Source organism: Acidisphaera sp. L21 (assembly GCF_009765685.1).
GTDB lineage: Bacteria > Pseudomonadota > Alphaproteobacteria > Acetobacterales > Acetobacteraceae > LMUY01.
Map to the genome: position 1 here is coordinate 51,230 of NZ_LMUY01000158.1, position 17,008 is coordinate 68,237.

Annotated in this window: 17 protein-coding genes and 1 pseudogene; 5 read left to right on the forward strand and 13 right to left on the reverse strand. The window is 61.1% G+C overall.

Annotation, left to right across the window (positions count from 1 at the left end; all coding sequences use genetic code 11):
• Positions 1–5: 5 nt before the first annotated feature.
• The 8 genes from GSQ76_RS30575 to GSQ76_RS31530 are packed head-to-tail and all read right to left on the reverse strand — an operon-like array spanning position 6 to position 6,991.
• On the reverse strand, positions 6–1,190 hold the full coding sequence (locus GSQ76_RS30575) for a CaiB/BaiF CoA-transferase family protein (protein WP_158747853.1): 1,185 nt from the start codon (positions 1,188–1,190) through the stop codon (positions 6–8).
• A gap of 55 nt (positions 1,191–1,245) precedes the next feature.
• The gene (locus tag GSQ76_RS30580) at positions 1,246–2,121 is read right to left on the reverse strand and encodes an ABC transporter permease (RefSeq protein ID WP_216851372.1); all 876 of its coding nucleotides are present in this window, start codon (positions 2,119–2,121) and stop codon (positions 1,246–1,248) included.
• Positions 2,118–2,912 carry an ABC transporter ATP-binding protein gene (locus tag GSQ76_RS30585; protein WP_216851373.1) on the reverse strand — a complete coding sequence of 265 codons (795 nt, stop codon included), beginning with the start codon at positions 2,910–2,912 and terminating at the stop codon, positions 2,118–2,120. Before GSQ76_RS30585 ends, GSQ76_RS30580 begins: the two co-directional genes overlap by 4 nt.
• A 28-nt stretch (positions 2,913–2,940) precedes the next feature.
• Positions 2,941–3,984: an ABC transporter substrate-binding protein gene (locus GSQ76_RS30590; RefSeq protein ID WP_158747855.1), complete on the reverse strand. Its 1,044-nt coding sequence runs from the start codon at positions 3,982–3,984 to the stop codon at positions 2,941–2,943.
• Positions 3,985–4,002: 18 nt separating this feature from the next.
• A complete protein-coding gene (gene leuB / locus GSQ76_RS30595; RefSeq protein ID WP_158747856.1) occupies positions 4,003–5,124 on the reverse strand; it encodes a 3-isopropylmalate dehydrogenase in 1,122 nt (373 codons plus the stop codon).
• Positions 5,121–5,753: a 3-isopropylmalate dehydratase small subunit gene (leuD, locus tag GSQ76_RS30600; RefSeq protein WP_158747857.1), complete on the reverse strand. Its 633-nt coding sequence runs from the start codon at positions 5,751–5,753 to the stop codon at positions 5,121–5,123. Before leuD ends, leuB begins: the two co-directional genes overlap by 4 nt.
• 4 nt (positions 5,754–5,757) lie before the next feature.
• Complete coding sequence (locus GSQ76_RS31525; protein WP_216851374.1) at positions 5,758–6,402, reverse strand: aconitase family protein; 645 nt, start codon at positions 6,400–6,402, stop codon at positions 5,758–5,760.
• A gap of 43 nt (positions 6,403–6,445) precedes the next feature.
• Positions 6,446–6,991, reverse strand: a complete 546-nt coding sequence (locus tag GSQ76_RS31530) for an aconitase family protein (protein WP_254070730.1) — start codon at positions 6,989–6,991, stop codon at positions 6,446–6,448.
• Between the two features lie 9 nt (positions 6,992–7,000).
• Here GSQ76_RS31530 and GSQ76_RS30610 point away from each other — a divergent pair, with 9 nt between their 5' ends.
• Entirely contained in the window at positions 7,001–7,234 is a 234-nt protein-coding gene (locus GSQ76_RS30610) for an FCD domain-containing protein (protein WP_158747858.1), read from the forward strand.
• Between the two features lie 54 nt (positions 7,235–7,288).
• Entirely contained in the window at positions 7,289–8,266 is a 978-nt protein-coding gene (locus tag GSQ76_RS30615) for an amidohydrolase (protein WP_158747859.1), read from the forward strand.
• 278 nt (positions 8,267–8,544) lie between these two features.
• Here GSQ76_RS30615 and GSQ76_RS30620 read toward each other — a convergent pair whose 3' ends face one another.
• Complete coding sequence (locus GSQ76_RS30620) at positions 8,545–9,780, reverse strand: MFS transporter (protein WP_158747860.1); 1,236 nt, start codon at positions 9,778–9,780, stop codon at positions 8,545–8,547.
• A 369-nt stretch (positions 9,781–10,149) separates the two neighbouring features.
• Here GSQ76_RS30620 and GSQ76_RS32305 point away from each other — a divergent pair.
• Positions 10,150–10,320, forward strand: a pseudogene (locus tag GSQ76_RS32305) (aldehyde dehydrogenase family protein); the annotation flags it as partial.
• A 32-nt stretch (positions 10,321–10,352) separates the two neighbouring features.
• On the opposite strand, the gene GSQ76_RS33010 reads toward GSQ76_RS32305, so the two are convergent.
• From GSQ76_RS33010 to GSQ76_RS30640, 3 genes are read right to left on the reverse strand one after another with little or no spacing between them, the layout of a single operon-like run.
• On the reverse strand, positions 10,353–10,775 hold the full coding sequence (locus tag GSQ76_RS33010; RefSeq protein WP_158747861.1) for a MaoC/PaaZ C-terminal domain-containing protein: 423 nt from the start codon (positions 10,773–10,775) through the stop codon (positions 10,353–10,355).
• A gap of 4 nt (positions 10,776–10,779) precedes the next feature.
• Positions 10,780–11,229 (reverse strand): MaoC family dehydratase, encoded by a 450-nt coding sequence (locus GSQ76_RS30635; protein ID WP_158747862.1) that lies wholly within the window; start codon positions 11,227–11,229, stop codon positions 10,780–10,782.
• A 52-nt stretch (positions 11,230–11,281) separates the two neighbouring features.
• Positions 11,282–12,463, reverse strand: coding sequence for an acyl-CoA dehydrogenase family protein (locus tag GSQ76_RS30640; RefSeq protein ID WP_158747863.1), 1,182 nt, complete (start codon positions 12,461–12,463; stop codon positions 11,282–11,284).
• Between the two features lie 137 nt (positions 12,464–12,600).
• Between GSQ76_RS30640 and GSQ76_RS30645 the strand changes: the two genes are divergently transcribed.
• Both GSQ76_RS30645 and GSQ76_RS30650 read left to right on the forward strand, forming a co-directional pair.
• Positions 12,601–13,740, forward strand: coding sequence for a CaiB/BaiF CoA-transferase family protein (locus GSQ76_RS30645; RefSeq protein WP_216851377.1), 1,140 nt, complete (start codon positions 12,601–12,603; stop codon positions 13,738–13,740).
• Positions 13,741–13,766: 26 nt separating this feature from the next.
• Positions 13,767–15,713, forward strand: a complete 1,947-nt coding sequence (locus GSQ76_RS30650) for an acetate--CoA ligase (protein WP_158747864.1) — start codon at positions 13,767–13,769, stop codon at positions 15,711–15,713.
• Between the two features lie 2 nt (positions 15,714–15,715).
• Here the strand turns inward: GSQ76_RS30650 and GSQ76_RS30655 are convergent, their stop codons facing one another.
• A complete protein-coding gene (locus GSQ76_RS30655) occupies positions 15,716–16,939 on the reverse strand; it encodes an ABC transporter substrate-binding protein (protein ID WP_158747865.1) in 1,224 nt (407 codons plus the stop codon).
• Positions 16,940–17,008: the final 69 nt, after the last annotated feature.

Sequence of the window (17,008 nt, forward strand, 5' to 3'; positions counted from 1 at the left end):
CTAGCTTAAATCGTTCGGGCCACGCGCAGCGCCTCGATCGCACTGTCGTCAAAGCCGAGTTCGCCGAGTATAGCATGACTATCGGCACCCTTGTCCCGCGCCGCGGTCCGGATCTCGCTTGGGGTGCGCGACAGCCGAACAGCCTGCCCCACTACGGCGATGTCGCCCAGCACGGGGTGATGCACTGGTTTGGCGATCCCGAGATGGCGCACCTGCTCGTCGACAAATACCTCGTCAATCCGGTTGATCGGCCCCGATGGCACGCCGGCTTCGTTCAAAACCGCAATCCACTCCGCAGTGCTCCGCGTGGCCAATACCGCGCCAATCTCGCTATTCAGCGCATCGCGATGAGTCGATCGTAGTGTCCCGCTGGCATAATTCGGATTGTCGAGGATATGCAGTGCACCGACCGCCTTGCAAAACCGGGCAAAGATCTCCCCGCCCGTGGCAGCAAGGTTCATCACGCCGTCCGTGGTTTTGAAGACGCCGGTCGGGATGCCCGTCGGATGGTTGTTCCCCGCTTGCCCCGGCACATCGCGGTCGATCAGCCATCGCGCCGCCTGAAAGTCCAGCATCGCAATCTGTGCTTCCAAGAGCGACGTCTGGACCCATTGTCCCAAGCCAGATTTCTCTCGCTCCAGCAGCGCCAACAGTACGCCCATGGCTGCGAAGATTCCGGCCGTCAAGTCCGCCACTGGAATACCAACCCGCACCGGCCCCTGCCCCGGCAGCCCGGTGATGGACATCAGCCCACCCATCCCTTGTGCAATCTGGTCGAAACCCGGCCTGTTGGCGTACGGTCCGTCCTGGCCAAAACCCGAGATGCTGGCGTATACCAGCCTTGGATACGTGGCATGCAACGTCTCATAATCGATGCCAAGCCGGTGCTTCACATCCGGCCGGAAGTTTTCCACGACGACATCCGCATCGGTGAGGAGTTTTTTCAGAATGTCGATTCCGTCGGGTGATTTCAGGTCAAGCGTTAGGCTTCGCTTATTCCGGTGCAGATTTTGAAAGTCCGGACCGTGACGATTGCCGCCAAATCCACCACCGCCGCCGGCAACACCGTCGGGCGCCTCAATCTGAATGACGTCGGCGCCCCAATCCGCCAGTTGCCGAACGCAGGTCGGGCCAGATCGGACCCGGGTCAGGTCGATGACGCGGAAACGCTCAAGGGGGCCCGTTCGCATAGTCGGATGCTCCTTCACCTGGGGCTCGGCCAACGCGATTGGCACGCGAGGGCCGTCATGTCGCGTCGGCTTGGTGTTGATCCTGCCAACGTAGAAGATAGGATTGAAGGCGGCGGATCCCTGCGGTCAGCACGGTGCCAACGATCATCAAAACGAAGACTGCCACCATCATGCCAGCTGCCTCTCCACGTGCCTCCGACTCGATGATGAGCCGGCCAATCCCGTGTTCCGCTCCGATGAACTCGCCCACGATCACGCCGATGAGCGCAAAGGATACGGCGGGGGAAAGCGATGCAAAGACCCATGCCATCGCAGACGGCATGACGACCGTGCGGGTCACCTGCCATTCGCTGGCCCCCAGCAGGCGCGCTGCGTTGATGTGATCCGTGTTTACCGACCTGGCCCCCTCATAGGTGTTGAAGAATACCAGGAACACCACGACGATCCACGATGTCACGACCTTCGACGCATCACCAATTCCGAACGCAAGAATGATGACCGGCGCCAATGCGATGCGCGGTATCGAGTTCAGCGCGACCACGAAAGGATTGAAGATCGTCGAGAGCCGCCTAGAGCGCCCTAGGATCAGTCCGGCTACGAAGCCGCTGGCAACCCCGGTCACAAAGCCCAGGACAGTGTTGCGCATCGTTACGCCGATTGCGAGCCACAGATTATTGTCGGAGCGCGCAAGGCACTGGCCGAATTCGCCGGAGGTCCAGCTGACATAGTGCCCCTCATCTGTCCGCAGGCATCCGAGTTGAAGGAACGTCGACCAGATTTCGGAAGGCTTGGAGACGAAGTAGGGATCGAACAAGTCCGGAACGGCCCAGGGCGCGAATGCGTGCAGGCTCCACCCCCATTGCCAGATCGACAGAAATGCCAGGACGATGACAGCTTGCCAGCCCAATGTCGGCATAGCCGGCCGGGTCACGTCGCACGCCCCTTGATGAACTCTTCGCCAAGCGAATGCCAGATATGGGAGAATAGCTCCGCATACTCCGCCGTCTCCCGCAGTGCCACGCCGTCGCGGGGGCGGGCGAACGGCACCTCGAAAGTTTCTTTGATTTGACCGGGCCGTGCTGAGAACAGGATAATCCGGTCGGACAGCGTCAGCGCCTCGCCGAGATCATGAGTCACGAACAAGACGGTTTGCTTCTCACGCTCCCATATCTTTAGCAACACATCATGCATGTCGAGCTTGGTATGCGTATCCAGCGCGCCAAACGGCTCATCCATCAGCAGGATCTGGGGTTCCTTCACCAAGGTTCGCATGAGTGAGGCGCGCTGGCGCATGCCGCCGGACAGCAGAGCCGGGTATGCGTCCTCGAACCCCCGTAAGCCAACCCGCTCGATAGCCGCCGCCACACGCTCCCGCCGCTCCGCCGTTGGCATCCCCGACAGCTCGAGTGCGTAGCCGATATTCTTGGCGACAGTGCGCCATGGGAACAAGGTGTCGCGCTGAAAGACGTATCCAACATTCGGCGTTGTCTTGCCGGATATGATGGGTTGACCGTCGACCTCTACTCGCCCGGTACTCATTGGAAGCAGCGTCGCAATGATATTTAAGACGGTGCTCTTGCCCGAGCCGGATGGCCCAAGCAACGACACGAACTCCCCGTCCCGGACCTGGAACGAGACATCCTTCACGGCCTCGATACGCCGGCCGCCAAGCTGAAAGGACTTTCCAAGTCCTTCCACGTCGACCCGGGATAGACGCGTCATGGCGAACTGGGCGCTGCCATTGGCCATGTCAGACGTGATACTTTTCGTTGGCCTTACCAATGAAGTCGCCGGCATAGATGTCATCGAACGCGACCGGCTTCACACCCGTGAGGCTGTTGAACCACACGTGGCTGCCACGGTCGAAATCGGCCTTGTCGATCACTCCGGTCGGATTGACTGCCGCCTTGACAATTTTGATCCCGAAAATACTGGCGTCGCGGGACGTGCTTCCCACAAACGGTTCGATGGCATCGAAGATGTCCTCGGCCGAATTGGCGTGGATCCACTGCAAGGCTCGCAGCATGGCGTTCGTCCACGCCTGAACCAGCGCCGGGTCACGATCAACGGTGGATTGCAGGCAGTAATGCACCGTGACCGGGACACGTCCGGCAATCGTTTGGTTCCAGGTCTTCTCGTCCGAGCCGTCGAAGAGCAACTTCGCATAGCCTTGCGAGATGGATTCTTGAACCAGCGCCCAGTCAGAGACCAGAACGTCGATCTGCTTGGTCCTGAGCGACCCCAGCATCGTCGAGACGTTTCCAGCGCCTAGCCATGTCACGGCATTGGCCAGGCCAAACGTCTCCATGTAATATTGCGCCCACAGGTGGGTCGTCCCGCCGATTGAGGATACGCCGATGATTGCTTTGCTACCGTTTGGACGCTTCCATTCCGCCAGCTTCTGCACCGTATCGATGCCCGTTGCCGCAAGAGCTGCCCGCAGCATGAACGCGAGACTGGTACTGAACCGGTCGACGCCCGCCAACACCTTCGCAGGGCGGCCTTTACTGGTGAGAAGTAAGGGATGGACGAAGTCGCCCATGCCAAAGTCGCCCTGACCAGACGCAACAATCTCACGCGTCTTCACGCCATCGCCCGCAGGCAGCATCTTGCAATCGATTCCCTCGTCCTTGATGAAGTTTCGCCCCATCGCCACGAACATTGCCTCGTAGGTGACAGAGCCAATCGGATAAAAGCTCCGAACGAGGTCCTTCGCCCGTAATGACCGCGCAAACCCCGAGCTTGCCATCGCCATGGCGCAGATCGTCTTGCGGCGGGAAAGGAGGGTCACCATGCCACATACCTCCGAAGTTCAGGCAGCAATTTGATCGAGCGAGGCGAGAACCGCATCACCCATCGCGAATGTTGAGATCGGCGTATCACCGCGCCCGGCGATATCAGCGGTCCGGTGCCCGGCCTCCAATGTATGGCGCACCGCCCGCTCTAGCAGATCGGCGTCCTCGGGACGGCCAAGGGTCATCCGCAACATCATCGCCACGCTCTGGATTGACGCGAGTGGGTTGGCAATGTTTTTCCCCGCGATGTCGGGGGCAGACCCATGCACCGGCTCGTACAATGCCTTACTACGGCCGGCAGCGTCACGCGGCACGATCGCGGCAGATGGCAGCATTCCAAGCGAACCAGCCGCCATCGCCGCACAATCAGACAGAATGTCACCGAAAAGATTATCCGTAACGATGACATCGGATTGGTTCGGCTTGCGAACGATCTGCATGGCGCAGTTGTCAACGTACATATGACTCAAATCGACATCCGAAAATTCTGCCTGATGCAGCTTGTCGACCTCTTCGCGCCACAGCACACCCGATTCCATGACATTCGCCTTGTCGACTGAGCACAACCGATGCTTGCGAGTCCGGGCGAGTTCGAAGGCAACCCGAACGACACGGCGGATTTCCGACGTGGTGTAAACCTGCGTGTTCACCCCGCGGCGTTGACCGTCAGGTAAGGTTTCAATCCCGCGCGGCTGCCCAAAGTAGATAGCGCCAACGAGTTCGCGGACGATGACGAAGTCGACACCTTCCAACACCTCCGCCTTCAGTGGGGCCGATGCAAACAGTGCAGCATGGGCAATTATGGGACGAAGATTCGCAAATAACGTTAGCCCTTCCCGGATTCGGAGCAGACTCCCCTGGTGGCGAACAGGCTTGGGCAGAACGTCCAAATCAGGACCGCCGGTGGCGCCGAACAAGATGGCGTCGGCGTTCCTCACCGCCTCCATCGTTTGAGCGGGGAGGATTTGGCCAAACTCCCGATAGGCCTCGGCACCATAGGGTGCATCGTGCAATTGCAACGGTGCATGACGACGATCGATGAACCAGTTGAGCACCCGCACGGACTGATCGGTAACCTCTGGTCCAATGCCCTCGCCGCCGATCACGACGACCTTCAGAAGGTTCGTGGCTTGCGTCATGCACGTTCTCCAATCTGGTGAATCCATGGCCGAAGCAGAGAATCCCTTGCTTGAAAGGCTGCGATCTCGTCGGCGAGCTGCAGCGTGACTCCAACCTCGTCGAGCCCGGCAATCAGTGCTTGGCGACGTCGGGCCTCGACGGCGAATGGATACATCTGGCCTGATGGGGATGTGACGATGCAGTCAACCAGGCTCACGACCAAACGGCCGTTGCCTTGCGTCGCCGTGACTTCATCCGCGATACTTTTCACATCCGTTTCAGCCAAGATCACTGGCAGCACACCAATCTGGAAGCAGTTATTGAAAAAAATGTCGCCGAAGCTGGGCGCAATAACGCAGTTGATGCCCATGTCCTGTAAGGCCCAGACAGCCCCCTCACGCGACGACCCACAGCCAAAGTTACGGCCTGCGATGACGATCTCCGCTTGACGATACAGTTTCTTGTTGAGAATGAAGTCGGGATTTTCCGACCCATCGGCCCGATAGCGCATCATAGCGAAACACCATTTTCCAAGCGTGCCTCGCGTGTTCGTCCCAACGAGACGTTCGATGCGGATAATCATATCCGTGTCGATGTTGTCGCGCAGCAACGGCGCGGCGATTGCGTTCAGAGACGTAAAAGCTCGCATTGTATCAAGCACCCACTGAACGAGGATCGGCTATGACGCCAGCGATAGCTGATGCGGCAGCCATCGCCGGGCTCGCAAGATGCGTCTGCGCCTGTGGTCCCTGCCGCCCCACGAAGTTGCGGTTGGATGTCGAAACCGAACGCTCTCCCTGCGGAACTGTCTCGCCATTCGCCGCCAGACACATGGAGCAGCCCGACTCCCGCCACTCAAACCCGGCGGCACGAAAGACGCCATCCAGCCCCTCCGCCGCGGCCGCTCGCTTAACGATATCGGATCCTGGAACAACCCAAGCGTTTACCTCGACCGCGACCCTGCGGCCCCGCACGATCGCCGCTGCGTCGCGCAGGTCCGAGATCCGACCATTCGTACAAGAGCCGATAAACACCCAATCCACCTTGGTGCCGGCGATTAAAGCGCCAGGTGCAAGGCCCATATAGTGAAGGGCCGCATCCATGGATCTGCGACGCACCGGATCTGCTTCAGCCGCCGGGTCGGGGATCGCCTGGTCGATGCCAACCACATGTTCGGGACTGGTGCCCCATGTGATTTGCGGTGAGATCTTTGTGACATCAATGGTGACTTCTGCGTCGAACAGAGCGTTATCATCGCTGGGTAGCGTGCGCCACTCCGCCAATGCCCGGTCCCACATTGCTCCTCAGGGGCAAAGCGTCGGCCTTTCAGATAGTCATAGGTCACCTCATCGGGCGCGATGAAGCCCATCTTGGCTCCGACTCAATCGACAAATTGCAAATCGTCAGCCGGCCTTCGACACCGATGCCGCGGATGGAATCACCTGCGTATTCGACCGCATATCCAGTGCCACCCGCGGTGCCGATCGCGCCAATCAAGTACAGGATAAGATCTTTAGGCGTCACACCGGGCCGGGCCTTGCCGTTGAAGGTAACCCGCATCGTCTTGGGGAGGCGCTGCACCAGTGTTTGGGTTGCGAGAACATGGGTCAGTTCCGTAGCGCCAATGCCGAATGCCAAGGCGCCGATGCCGCCCTGCGTGCAGGTGTGCCTGTCGCCGCAGACAGTAAGGCTGCCAGGGAGGCTAAGTCTCTGCTCTGGCCCAATGACATGAACGATCCCCTGCCCCGATTGCTCCAGATCGAAAAGGCGAATTGCACTGGCCGCGGTCTCTTCGCGCAACACCTTCAGCAGATTGACGACGATATCGCTCGTTCCCACGCGACGATCTGCGGTGGTGACGCCGTGATCGATCGTGGCAAACGTCAAGTGTGGGCTATGGACCTTGAGACCACGGCGCTTCATGTCGAGCAACCCGCGACGCATACGAGAAAACTGCTGCTGCTGCGCCGTAAGACATTCGACAATCTACCGAACATGGCAAAGTCAAATCTGGAGCACCAGGCCATGCTTGATGCGATTATGAACCGTGATCCGAAGCGCGCCCGTCAAATGGCAGAACAGCATGGCCACGGCGGTCGGCAACGGTTCCTTTTGTCGCTTCAGGCATAGCTGAGCGGCCAATGCGTTATACAAGCCGTGGAAGACGCAGCAAGAGGTATAGCGATGACCGATAAACAGCCAGCTTCTACCAATCTTTTGGCCGGCCTACGCGATTGCTCCGACTTTCCTATACCGATCATCGATGCGCATCATCACCTTTGGGACTTGTCTACAGGCCGCTATCCCTCGAAACAGGGTCACTACGACAAGTCGTTCTTCCTGGGTGACTACCGGAAGGTCTGTCGGGACTATCAGCCAGCGGATCTGGCCCAAGACCTGGCGGGGTATCACATCATTGGAACCGTTCACATTCAGGCCGGTCGCGACGAGAGCGAGCAATTGGCTGAAACAGCATGGTTGGAACGAATGCAAGCCGCGTTTGGGCTGCCATCGGTGATCGTCGGCCATGTCGTTTTCACGCAAAGGAACTGCGCCGAAATTCTGGCAGGGCATGCCGCCTCGCCGCTCGTCCGCGGCGTTCGGGCAAAACCCGTTACCTCGGCGGGCCCAGGGCAGTCTATCCGTGGCGCGCCCGGAACGATGCAGGACGAGGCCTGGCTGCGCAACTTTTCCCTATTGGAGCGACATAATCTGTCGTGGGACATGCGCGTGCCGTATTGGCACCTGGTGGAATCAGCAGCAGTTGCTGCGGCATTCCCCAGAATCAGGATGGTGCTCAATCACGCCGGCCTGCCGCTTGACCGGTCCGAGCAGGGCCTGTCGATTTGGCGCGCCGGGTTGGAGGCGCTTGCAGATCAGCCGAACGTCGTCATGAAAATATCCGAACTGGGTTTGCCCAATGGGGTCTGGGACGTGCCGAGCAATATTCAGATTGTACGCGAGGCGGTGGCGATCTTTGGTGCGGATCGGGTCATGTTCGCCAGCAACCTCCCCGTCTCAACCCTGAGCACAGATTTCGCAGGCATCATGAGCGTCATGCGAGAGGCCTTGAATAAAATGCCAGAGGCCGACTTGCACAAATTCTTTCACCAAAATGCCGTGAAGTTCTATCGTATAACGGGCCTTTCTGTCGGTCCCTGACTTGCCTGTGATAGGAAGGGACCCGGAGTGCTGGGCGCTCACATGGCACTCGATCTTAAGGTACGCGGCCAACCAGGCTGAAGCAGAAAGGCAATGTCACCCGCGATACCCAGCACCGGCTCGCCTTCTCGGAGCCGAGCCGGGACTCTTCATCACGCGCGACGGGAGAATAACACTTCGCCTTGTCATCTTCGACGAGGGGGAGCCCCTTCACCCAGCCACATGCTCCCCGGATGCGCCCACGACGGCTGTTTCTCGCTCGCTGCGTTCGTGATGGATCAGGCAAGCGCGTAGACGGGTCGTACATCACCCAAATCACCCGGCGTGATCGGGCCGCACGGCACGAACCAATAGATCGCCGCGCCGACCACCGACACCCCAGCGCCGATCAACAAGGGCGTCGTGAACGATCCCGTCGCCTGCACTGCATACCCCGTCAGCGCCGGCGCCACTGCACCGCCCAAATATCCGAAGCAATTCTGCATGCCTCCAAACGACCCGAGACAATTCTCTGGCACCGCGGCGCTGGCGGCAACCCAGGAGCAGGACCCCGAGAGTTGGCTGAAGAACATCGCGCAACTCAACCAAATTGTCGCGGTGACTAACCCACCAGAAATGGCCGTGAGCCCCGTGAAGAAGGCCATTCCAATCAGCCCTGCAACAAAGGGGATGCGTCCACCATCCAGCGGCGTCGTCCCACGCCGGACGAGCAAATCGGAGGACCAGCCGGCAAACACGCTACCAACAACGGAGCAGATATAGGGGATCGTGATAATCAGCCCGGTGTTGGTGATGCTGAGATGGTGCTCCATCTCCATATAGCCCGGCAGCCAAGTCGCATAGACGCCGCCCATGTACGACGAGGCAAACACCCCCAGGAACATGCCCCAACTCGTCCGAAAGCGGAACAGCCGGCGCCACAAGGTAAATGTCATCTGGCGAACGTCACGGATCGTCTCGCCCTCGGTCAGATGGGCATGATCGGCCACACTTAGGTTAGCATCCGCCGGGTCGCGGTAGAGCGCAAACCACACCGCGGCGCAGGCGAAGCCGACGACACCCATCGCGATGAACATCCAACGCCACCCGAGCATGACCATCAGAAGCGTCAGGAACGGGGCGGCGATCGCCTGGCCAAGATGGTTGGCACCAGTGAAAATGCCAACCGGCGTTCCACGTTCCCGCGATGCATACCAGCGACGAACCGCCTTGGTGCTGGATGGCAGGGTCGGCGCCTCCCCGACACCCAACATGAACCGCAGCGCCCACATTTGCGACGCGCTCCCCGCGAAACCAGCAAGGCACTGCGCCAGCGACCAGACGGTTAGTCCGACGCCAATGAGCAGGCGAGATCCCAAGCGGTCGATCACCAGGCCCAGCGGCAGCTGCGCCAGTGCATAGGTCAGCGGAAACGCAGAGAGCAGGAAGCCCATCTGCGTCACGGAAAGCCCCAGATCCTGGCGGATCAGTGGATTCGCAATCGAAAGCGTTGCGCGATCCATATAGTTGATCATGCCGATCGCCGATAATTGGGTGACCACCGCCCACTGAAGGCTTCGAAGCCTTCTGGATCCCGCGCTCTCTGCCATTCCCTGTTCCCTGCCGCCTCTTGCGCCCCGACGGGCATCTGGCTTGCCGGTAGCCTGCCGCAGAGTGGCCAGCTCAGCAAGCGGCCCTCAGCCACTCTCGCAAAGACGCCGGGGCCCACTCTTCGGTGAGGAAGGCGCGCCCGCTCCGGCGTCGGGCACATAAATCTCGACCCCGATCACTGCGCAGCCCTTTAAATTGGCGGCGACGACCTGATCCTGGAGCACGCGGACGAACTGGCCATGTTGGAAGTCATCGTCAACGGCAAGCCCAAGCCTGTGGCGAAGCAAGATCGCATGGCGGCCTGGAAGCTCGCCCCCGCCCTGACGACAGGCTGCACCGTCGTGCTTAAGATCGCCCAGGAAACGCCGCTCTCCGCGCTGCATCTCGGTGAACTGCTGCTTGAGGCCGGGCTGCCCAATGGCGTTGTCAAGATCATCGCAGGTTTCGGCGAGACCGCCGGGCGGCCTTCGCCAGCCATCAGAGCTGAGACCACCAATCAGAAATATAAAACCGAAAGCGTTGCTTCGATGGCTACTTTCCCAGAGTCAATGTCAACGACGCGGCCTTCCAAACGTGCCATCGTTCCGGATCCGTGGGCTTCATGCGCAACGACAACCCACTCCATCCGCATCTCACGATCAATCCGGATTGGACGGCGAAATTGAACGCGATAATCGACCCCGACCTGTCCACGAAGGTCGCTGCCTTCGTCTCCAAACCCGCTTCCTAACATCCCCGCCAGCAAAGCGGAGGTATGGGCGCCGCTCGCAATCAATTCACCGTATCGACTCGCCGCGGCTTGTGTGTCGTCGTGATGGAGGGGATTCATATCTCCGACGAATTGCGCTCCCGACTTGATCCCCGCAGCATCCAACTTCAGAAGACGTTCCAGGCGGCTACCGACGCGAGGTGCGGCCATGGCGCTAGGTCTTACCGAGCATGAGCGCTGATCGGCGGCAGCTCGCAACGATCTCGTCGCGCTGATTGATCGTCTCGTGTCGGAACTCGACGATCCCCTGGCCGGGTCTGGATTTGCTCGCGCGCTTGCCCAACACCGTCGTCCGCACCCTGACCGTATCACCATGAAACACCGGTTTTGGAAAGCGGACTTCATCCATCCCCAGGTTCGCTACGGTCGTACCATAAGTGGTGTCGTTCACACTCATTCCCACCATCAAGCCGAGCGTGAAGAGACTGTTGACGATTGGCTGGCCGAATTCCGTGGTCGCCGCATAGGCGGCGTCGAGATGCAGCTTTGCCGGGTTCATCGTCATCGTCGAGAACATGACGTTGTCGGCTTCGGTGATCGTCCGTGTCCACGGATGCTCGAAAACCTGCCCATCCTCGAACTGCTCAAAATACAACCCGGCCATTATGTCCACTTCTTCATTCAAGATTGTTCAAGCGTCGTAACCCGCCGATACATCACAGGCGTTTCGCCACCTCCTCCAACATCACCTCGGTCGCGCCGCCACCGATGGCCTGAATACGGGCATCGCGCACCATACGCTCGATCGCGCTCTCCCGCATGTAACCCATACCGCCGTGGAACTGTTGGCAATCGTACATGACGTCATTGACCAACTCGCCACACAGCGCTTTTACCATCGAGACGTCTTTGATACAGTCGCGCCCTTGCGCGTCGAGCCACGCCGCTTGATACACCAGACAGCGCGCCGCCTCGACACGGGACGCCAGCATGGATAGCCGCTGACGGATGACCTGCTTGTCCCATAGCGTGCCGCCAAAGGCCTTGCGGTTTCGGACCCAGTCGAGGGTCAACGCCAGCGCTGCTTGCGCCTCCCCCATCGCCTGGGCGCCCAACACGATCCGCTCGTTCTGGAAGTTGCGCATAATCGCGTAGAAGCCGCGGTTTTCCGACCCGAGCAAATTGATGGCAGGGATGCGGCATTCCTCAAACACCAGCTCTGCGGTGTCGGACGATCGCCAGCCCTGCTTGTCCAGCGCTCGGCCGATGGTGAAACCGGGGGTGCCTGCCTCGACGATGAAGATCGACACGCCACGCGACGCCTTCGCCGACACATCCGTCTTGGCAGCGACCAAAACCACATCGCCATGCACACCATTGGTGATGTACATCTTCGTGCCGTTCAGCACCCAATCATCGCCCTCACGTCGCGCCGTCGTGCGGATGGCGGCGACATCGGACCCCGCATCCGGCTCGGTCACCGCAACAGCGGCGATCTTCCGACCGGCGATGATATCCGGCATGTAGCGATCGAGTTGGGCCGCGTTGGCGGCATTGGCGATGTGCGGCGAGGCCATGTCGGTATGGACCAACACGGTGATTGCAAAACCGCCGAAGGTGGACCGCCCCAGTTCCTCCGCCAGCACCGCAGTGGCAATGGTATCCATCTCGCTACCGCCGTAACGTTGGGCGTAGCGGATGCCGAGGAAGCCCAACTCTCCCATGCGCCGCAGTATGCTGCGTGGCACCATCCCATCGATTTCCCACTGCCCGGCATGGGGCGCGACCTCGGTGCGGATGAACCGACGCAGCTGGTCTCGCAGCGCGATGTGTTCTTCCCGGAGAAAGGGGTTTTCGGCAATGCATCCGGTCGGTGAGGACGCGAGGACTGCGGACATGAATTACCCCGGAAAAATATAGCTTACCGAGATGAGCCATGCTCAACTCGCATAAAAGCCTAACGAACGTTAGACTGGGAAAGCTGAAAATGTCAATGAACGCGGCGGGTTCTGCACCCGGTTGCAACGGAGCACTGGTGGGGATCCGAGTGGTGGAGTTCGCCGCGATCGGCCCCATCCCATTCTGCGGCATGCTGCTGGCAGATATGGGGGCAGAGGTGATCCGGATCGAGCGGCCCGCGGGCTCCGATCTGGGTGTGCCGGTGGAGACGCGGTTCGACCATCTAAACCGCGGCAAACGATCGTTGTCGGTGGATCTGAAGCATCCGGCGGCGCACGGAGTGGTGCATGCGCTACTGGCCCGGTCGGACGTTTTACTGGAAGGATTTCGACCCGGAACCATGGAGCGGCTGGGTTTTGGGCCGGCTACCGTCTTGGCGGCGAGGCCGACATTGGTCTACGGCCGCATCACTGGATGGGGCTCGACCGGGCCGCTCGCCGCCATCGCCGGGCACGATTTGAACTTCATCGCCGCCTCCGGTGCACTGGCGGCGATGGGCGAACCGGGAGTGCCGCCGCCGGTCCCGCTGAACCTGATTGGAGATTTCGGCGGTGCAGCCATGCATCTGGCGTGTGGCATCCTGGCGGCGCTGGTCGCGGCCAAACGAGATGGATTGGGCCAGGTGGTAGAAACCAGCATCGCCGCCGGCTCGATCGCGTTGACGCCGATGCTGCAGGGTCTGCGACAAGCGGGCATATGGTCGGCCGAGCGGGCGGACAACATCCTGGATGGTGGGGCGCCGTTCTACCGCAACTACGCCACGCAAGACGCACGCTATGTTGCGGTCGGGGCGATCGAGGCCAAGTTCTATCGCGCGCTGCTGGACGGGCTGGGCCTGCTGAATCAGTTGGCGCCTGGCGACCAGATGGACCGTGCAAACTGGCCGGAAACCACCCGTATCATCGCAGAACGCTTCGCCGCGCACACGAATGCCCATTGGCTGGAGGTATTTGCTGGCAGTGACGCCTGCGTCACCCCCGTGCTGAACTGGGATGAGGCGCCCAGTTTTGCGCAGCATGTCGCGGCAGGACATTTCGAGACAGTTGCCGGGCAGGTGCATCCAGCGCCACAGCCCGTCCTGTCACGTACGCCCAGCCGGATCCGTGGCGGCGCCCCAACGCTGGGTGAGCACAACGCCGCACTGCTTGCCGACCTCGGCTACAGTCCGGAGGATGTGGTATCGCTAGAACAACAAGGCGTCACCAAGATGCTTTGAATCATCGTTCCAAGGGAAAACGATCCATGGCCACGCATGACGCATTGAGCGAGTTGATTGACCAGCCATTGCAGGCGCTCCGGTCGGAGTGGCGATCGGCGCGGCAGGACGCGCTTTTGGCCGAGGCGCGGCGGGAAGAAACGAAAGGCATCGACGATTACTGGGTCTGGGCTGCGCGGAAGTTCCGGTGGTCCAAACCCTGGGACTGCGTGCGAACCGGCGGCCTGACGGATATTCGGTATTTTGAGGGCGGCTTGCTGAACGTCGCGGATAATTGCGTCGACCGGCATGCCGAACATCCGGCGCGGGCAGATAGCCCGGCAGTGATCTGGGAGGGCGAGGACGGTTCCGTACGCCGGCTGACCTACCGCGTACTGCGTGACGAGGTGGCGAAATGCGCCAATGCGCTGAAGGAACTGGGCGTGGGGCGTGGCGACGTGGTCGCGATCTATCTGCCGAATTTGCCCGAGGCGTTCGTCGCTATCCATGCCTGTAACCGGATCGGCGCTATCTACACGGTGCTGTTCTCCGGATTTTCCGCCGATGCCGTGGGCCTGCGGCTGGTGACGTCGCGGGCGGCCTGCGTGATCACCGCGGACATGAGTTACCGCCGCGGTCGTAGCGTGCCGTTGCTGGACAATGTGCGCCGCGCCCGGGACAAGGCGACAGCGTTGCGCCACGTCGTGGTGATCGATCGGTCCGGCATGAATGCGATTTTACGGCCGGGGGAGACGGGATGGTCGGCGCTGCTGCAACGGCAATCGGCAGATTGCCCGTGCGAGCCGATGGGTGCGAACGACCCGGCCTTCCTGATTTTCACCAGTGGCACCGAGTCACGGCCGAAGGGTGTCGTGCACAGCGTCGCTGGTTTTCTGATCGGGACCTGGGCCAACGTGCAGTGGCAGGCAGGGTTGGAGGCGAATGATGTGTATTGGTGTGCGGCAGATGTCGGCTGGCTGACCTTTCCCATCCAGGCGGTGATCGGCGGGCTGGCGCATGGCGGCACCATCTTGTGCTACGAAGGCGCGCTCGACACGCCGACGCAATCGCGGTTCTACGAAATCGTGGCGCGGCACGGCGTGACCAAGATCCTGATCGCACCGACGGCATTGCGAATGTTGCGTGCGCTGGGTGACGACGTGGCAGCGCAGCACCGTTCGGACACGCTGAAGCTGGTGACCGTGCAAGGCGAACCATTGGATAGCGAGACGTTCCACTGGGCCAGCAAGCATCTGGGCGCGCATGGCATTCCCGTCGTCAACGCATATGGCCAGACAGAGACGGGATCGACCTGGACCTATCCGGTGTATGGCGTGGATGATTTGAAGGCCGGGTCGGCCGGGCGCCCGGTGCCGGGCCATCGCTACCGCGTGGTGGACGATGACGGCGACGAAGTACCCGTGGGTGTGCGGGGGAACCTGGTGCTAACCCAACCCTTCCCCACCCTGGCGCGCACGATCTGGGACGATCATCCCCGCTACCTCGCGACCTATTTTGATCGCGAAGGCACGTTCTATCGCACCTCGGACGAGGCGGTGGTGGACAGCGATGGCCATATCTGGGTACTCGGCCGCGCCGATGACGTGATCAATGTAGCGGCCCACCGGATCAGCACGATGGAGATCGAGTCTGCCGCCACTGCCGAACACGGCGTGGCCGAGGCAGCCGTGGTCGGCATCCGCAATGCAATCAAGGGCACGGTGCCGGTGGCATTCATCACCTTGCGCGCGGATGCGGATGCGGCGTCGGTCCAACGCTCGTTGATGGCGTCTGTGGAAAAAGCGATCGGCGGGATCGCACGGCTGGAACGGGTCTATGTGCTGGCGTCGATGCCAAAAACCCGCGCCGGTAAGATTATGCGCCGCCTGCTACGCGAAGCTGCGGAAACCGGCAGCATCCGCGGTGACACCAGCGGGCTGGAGGATCCCACGTCGGTCACCACGTTGCTGGAAGCGGTGCAGGCCGCCGCCTGAGGCTACTGGCCGCTGACCAGGGGACAGCCACCCTGGTTGAGCGGCCGAACCGCATCCTCTGCCGGGATGCGGCGGATGGTCTTGTAAAGGTCCCAGGGACCTTTGGATTCCGCGGGAGATTTCACCTCGAACAGATAAAAGTCGCGAAGCACCCGCCCATCCGCGCGGACGGTTGCGTGATCGGTCATGAAATCGTCGACCGGGATAGACCGGATGGCAGCCGCGACAGCCATCCCCTCATCCGTGCCGGCCTTGGCGACGGCCTTGAGGTAATGGGCAACCGCGCTGTAGACGCCGGCCTGCACCATGGTGGGGCGCTTGCCGCCATCGAGCGCCGCAAATCGGTTGGCGAACGCACGGGTCTTGTCGTTTTGATCCCAGTAGAAACTTTCGGTCAGTTGCAGGCCCTGGGCGGTTTGCAAACCCAGGCTATGCACGTCACTGAGGAACACCAGCAGGCCGGCCAATTTCTGGCCCCCGGCGACGATGCCGAACTCCGCCGATTGCTTGATGGCGTTGATCAGGTCCGAGCCGGAATTTGCCAGGCCGATGATCTTGGCATGCGAGGCCTGCGCCTGCAGCAGAAAAGACGAGAAATCGGCCGTGTTCATCGGGGCACGGACGGAGCCGACGACCCTGCCGCCATTGGCGCGCACGACGTCGCTGACATCATGCTCGGCCGCGGTGCCGAACGCATAATCGGCGGTGATGAAGAACCAGCTGTCGCCGCCGGCCTTGACGATCGCCGATCCTGTACCGTTGGCCAACGCCACGGTGTCGTAGGTCCAGGCAAAACCAGTTGGCGAACAGGCCTTCCCGGTGAGGTCCGACGTGCCAGCGCCGGAGAACAGGACGATACGGTGGCGGGTGCGTGCAATATCCTGCACAGCCAAGGCCACCGATGAAACCGGGACGTCGACGATGGCCGACACGCCTTGCGTGTCATACCATTGGGCCGCGATGCTGGCGCCGATATCGGGTTTGTTCTGGTGGTCGCCGACCAGGACTTCCACCTTGCGTCCGAGCACGCTGCCCCCGGCATCCTCGACCGCCATCCGGGCCGCGATCACCGACCCGGCGCCCGCGAGGTCGGCATACATGCCGGATTGGTCGTTGAGGACCCCGATCCTGAGCGGCGGGGCCTGGGCGAAGGCGGGCGCGGTGGAACAGATCACCGCAGCGCCAAGGGCTGCGAGGACGCTAAACAATTGAGTGCGGCGGGCCATTGGCGATTGCTCCCTGATCCGGTTTTCGCCTTCTGGCTGCCGGGTTCGTTTGGCGGAAGTGTGAGCGTG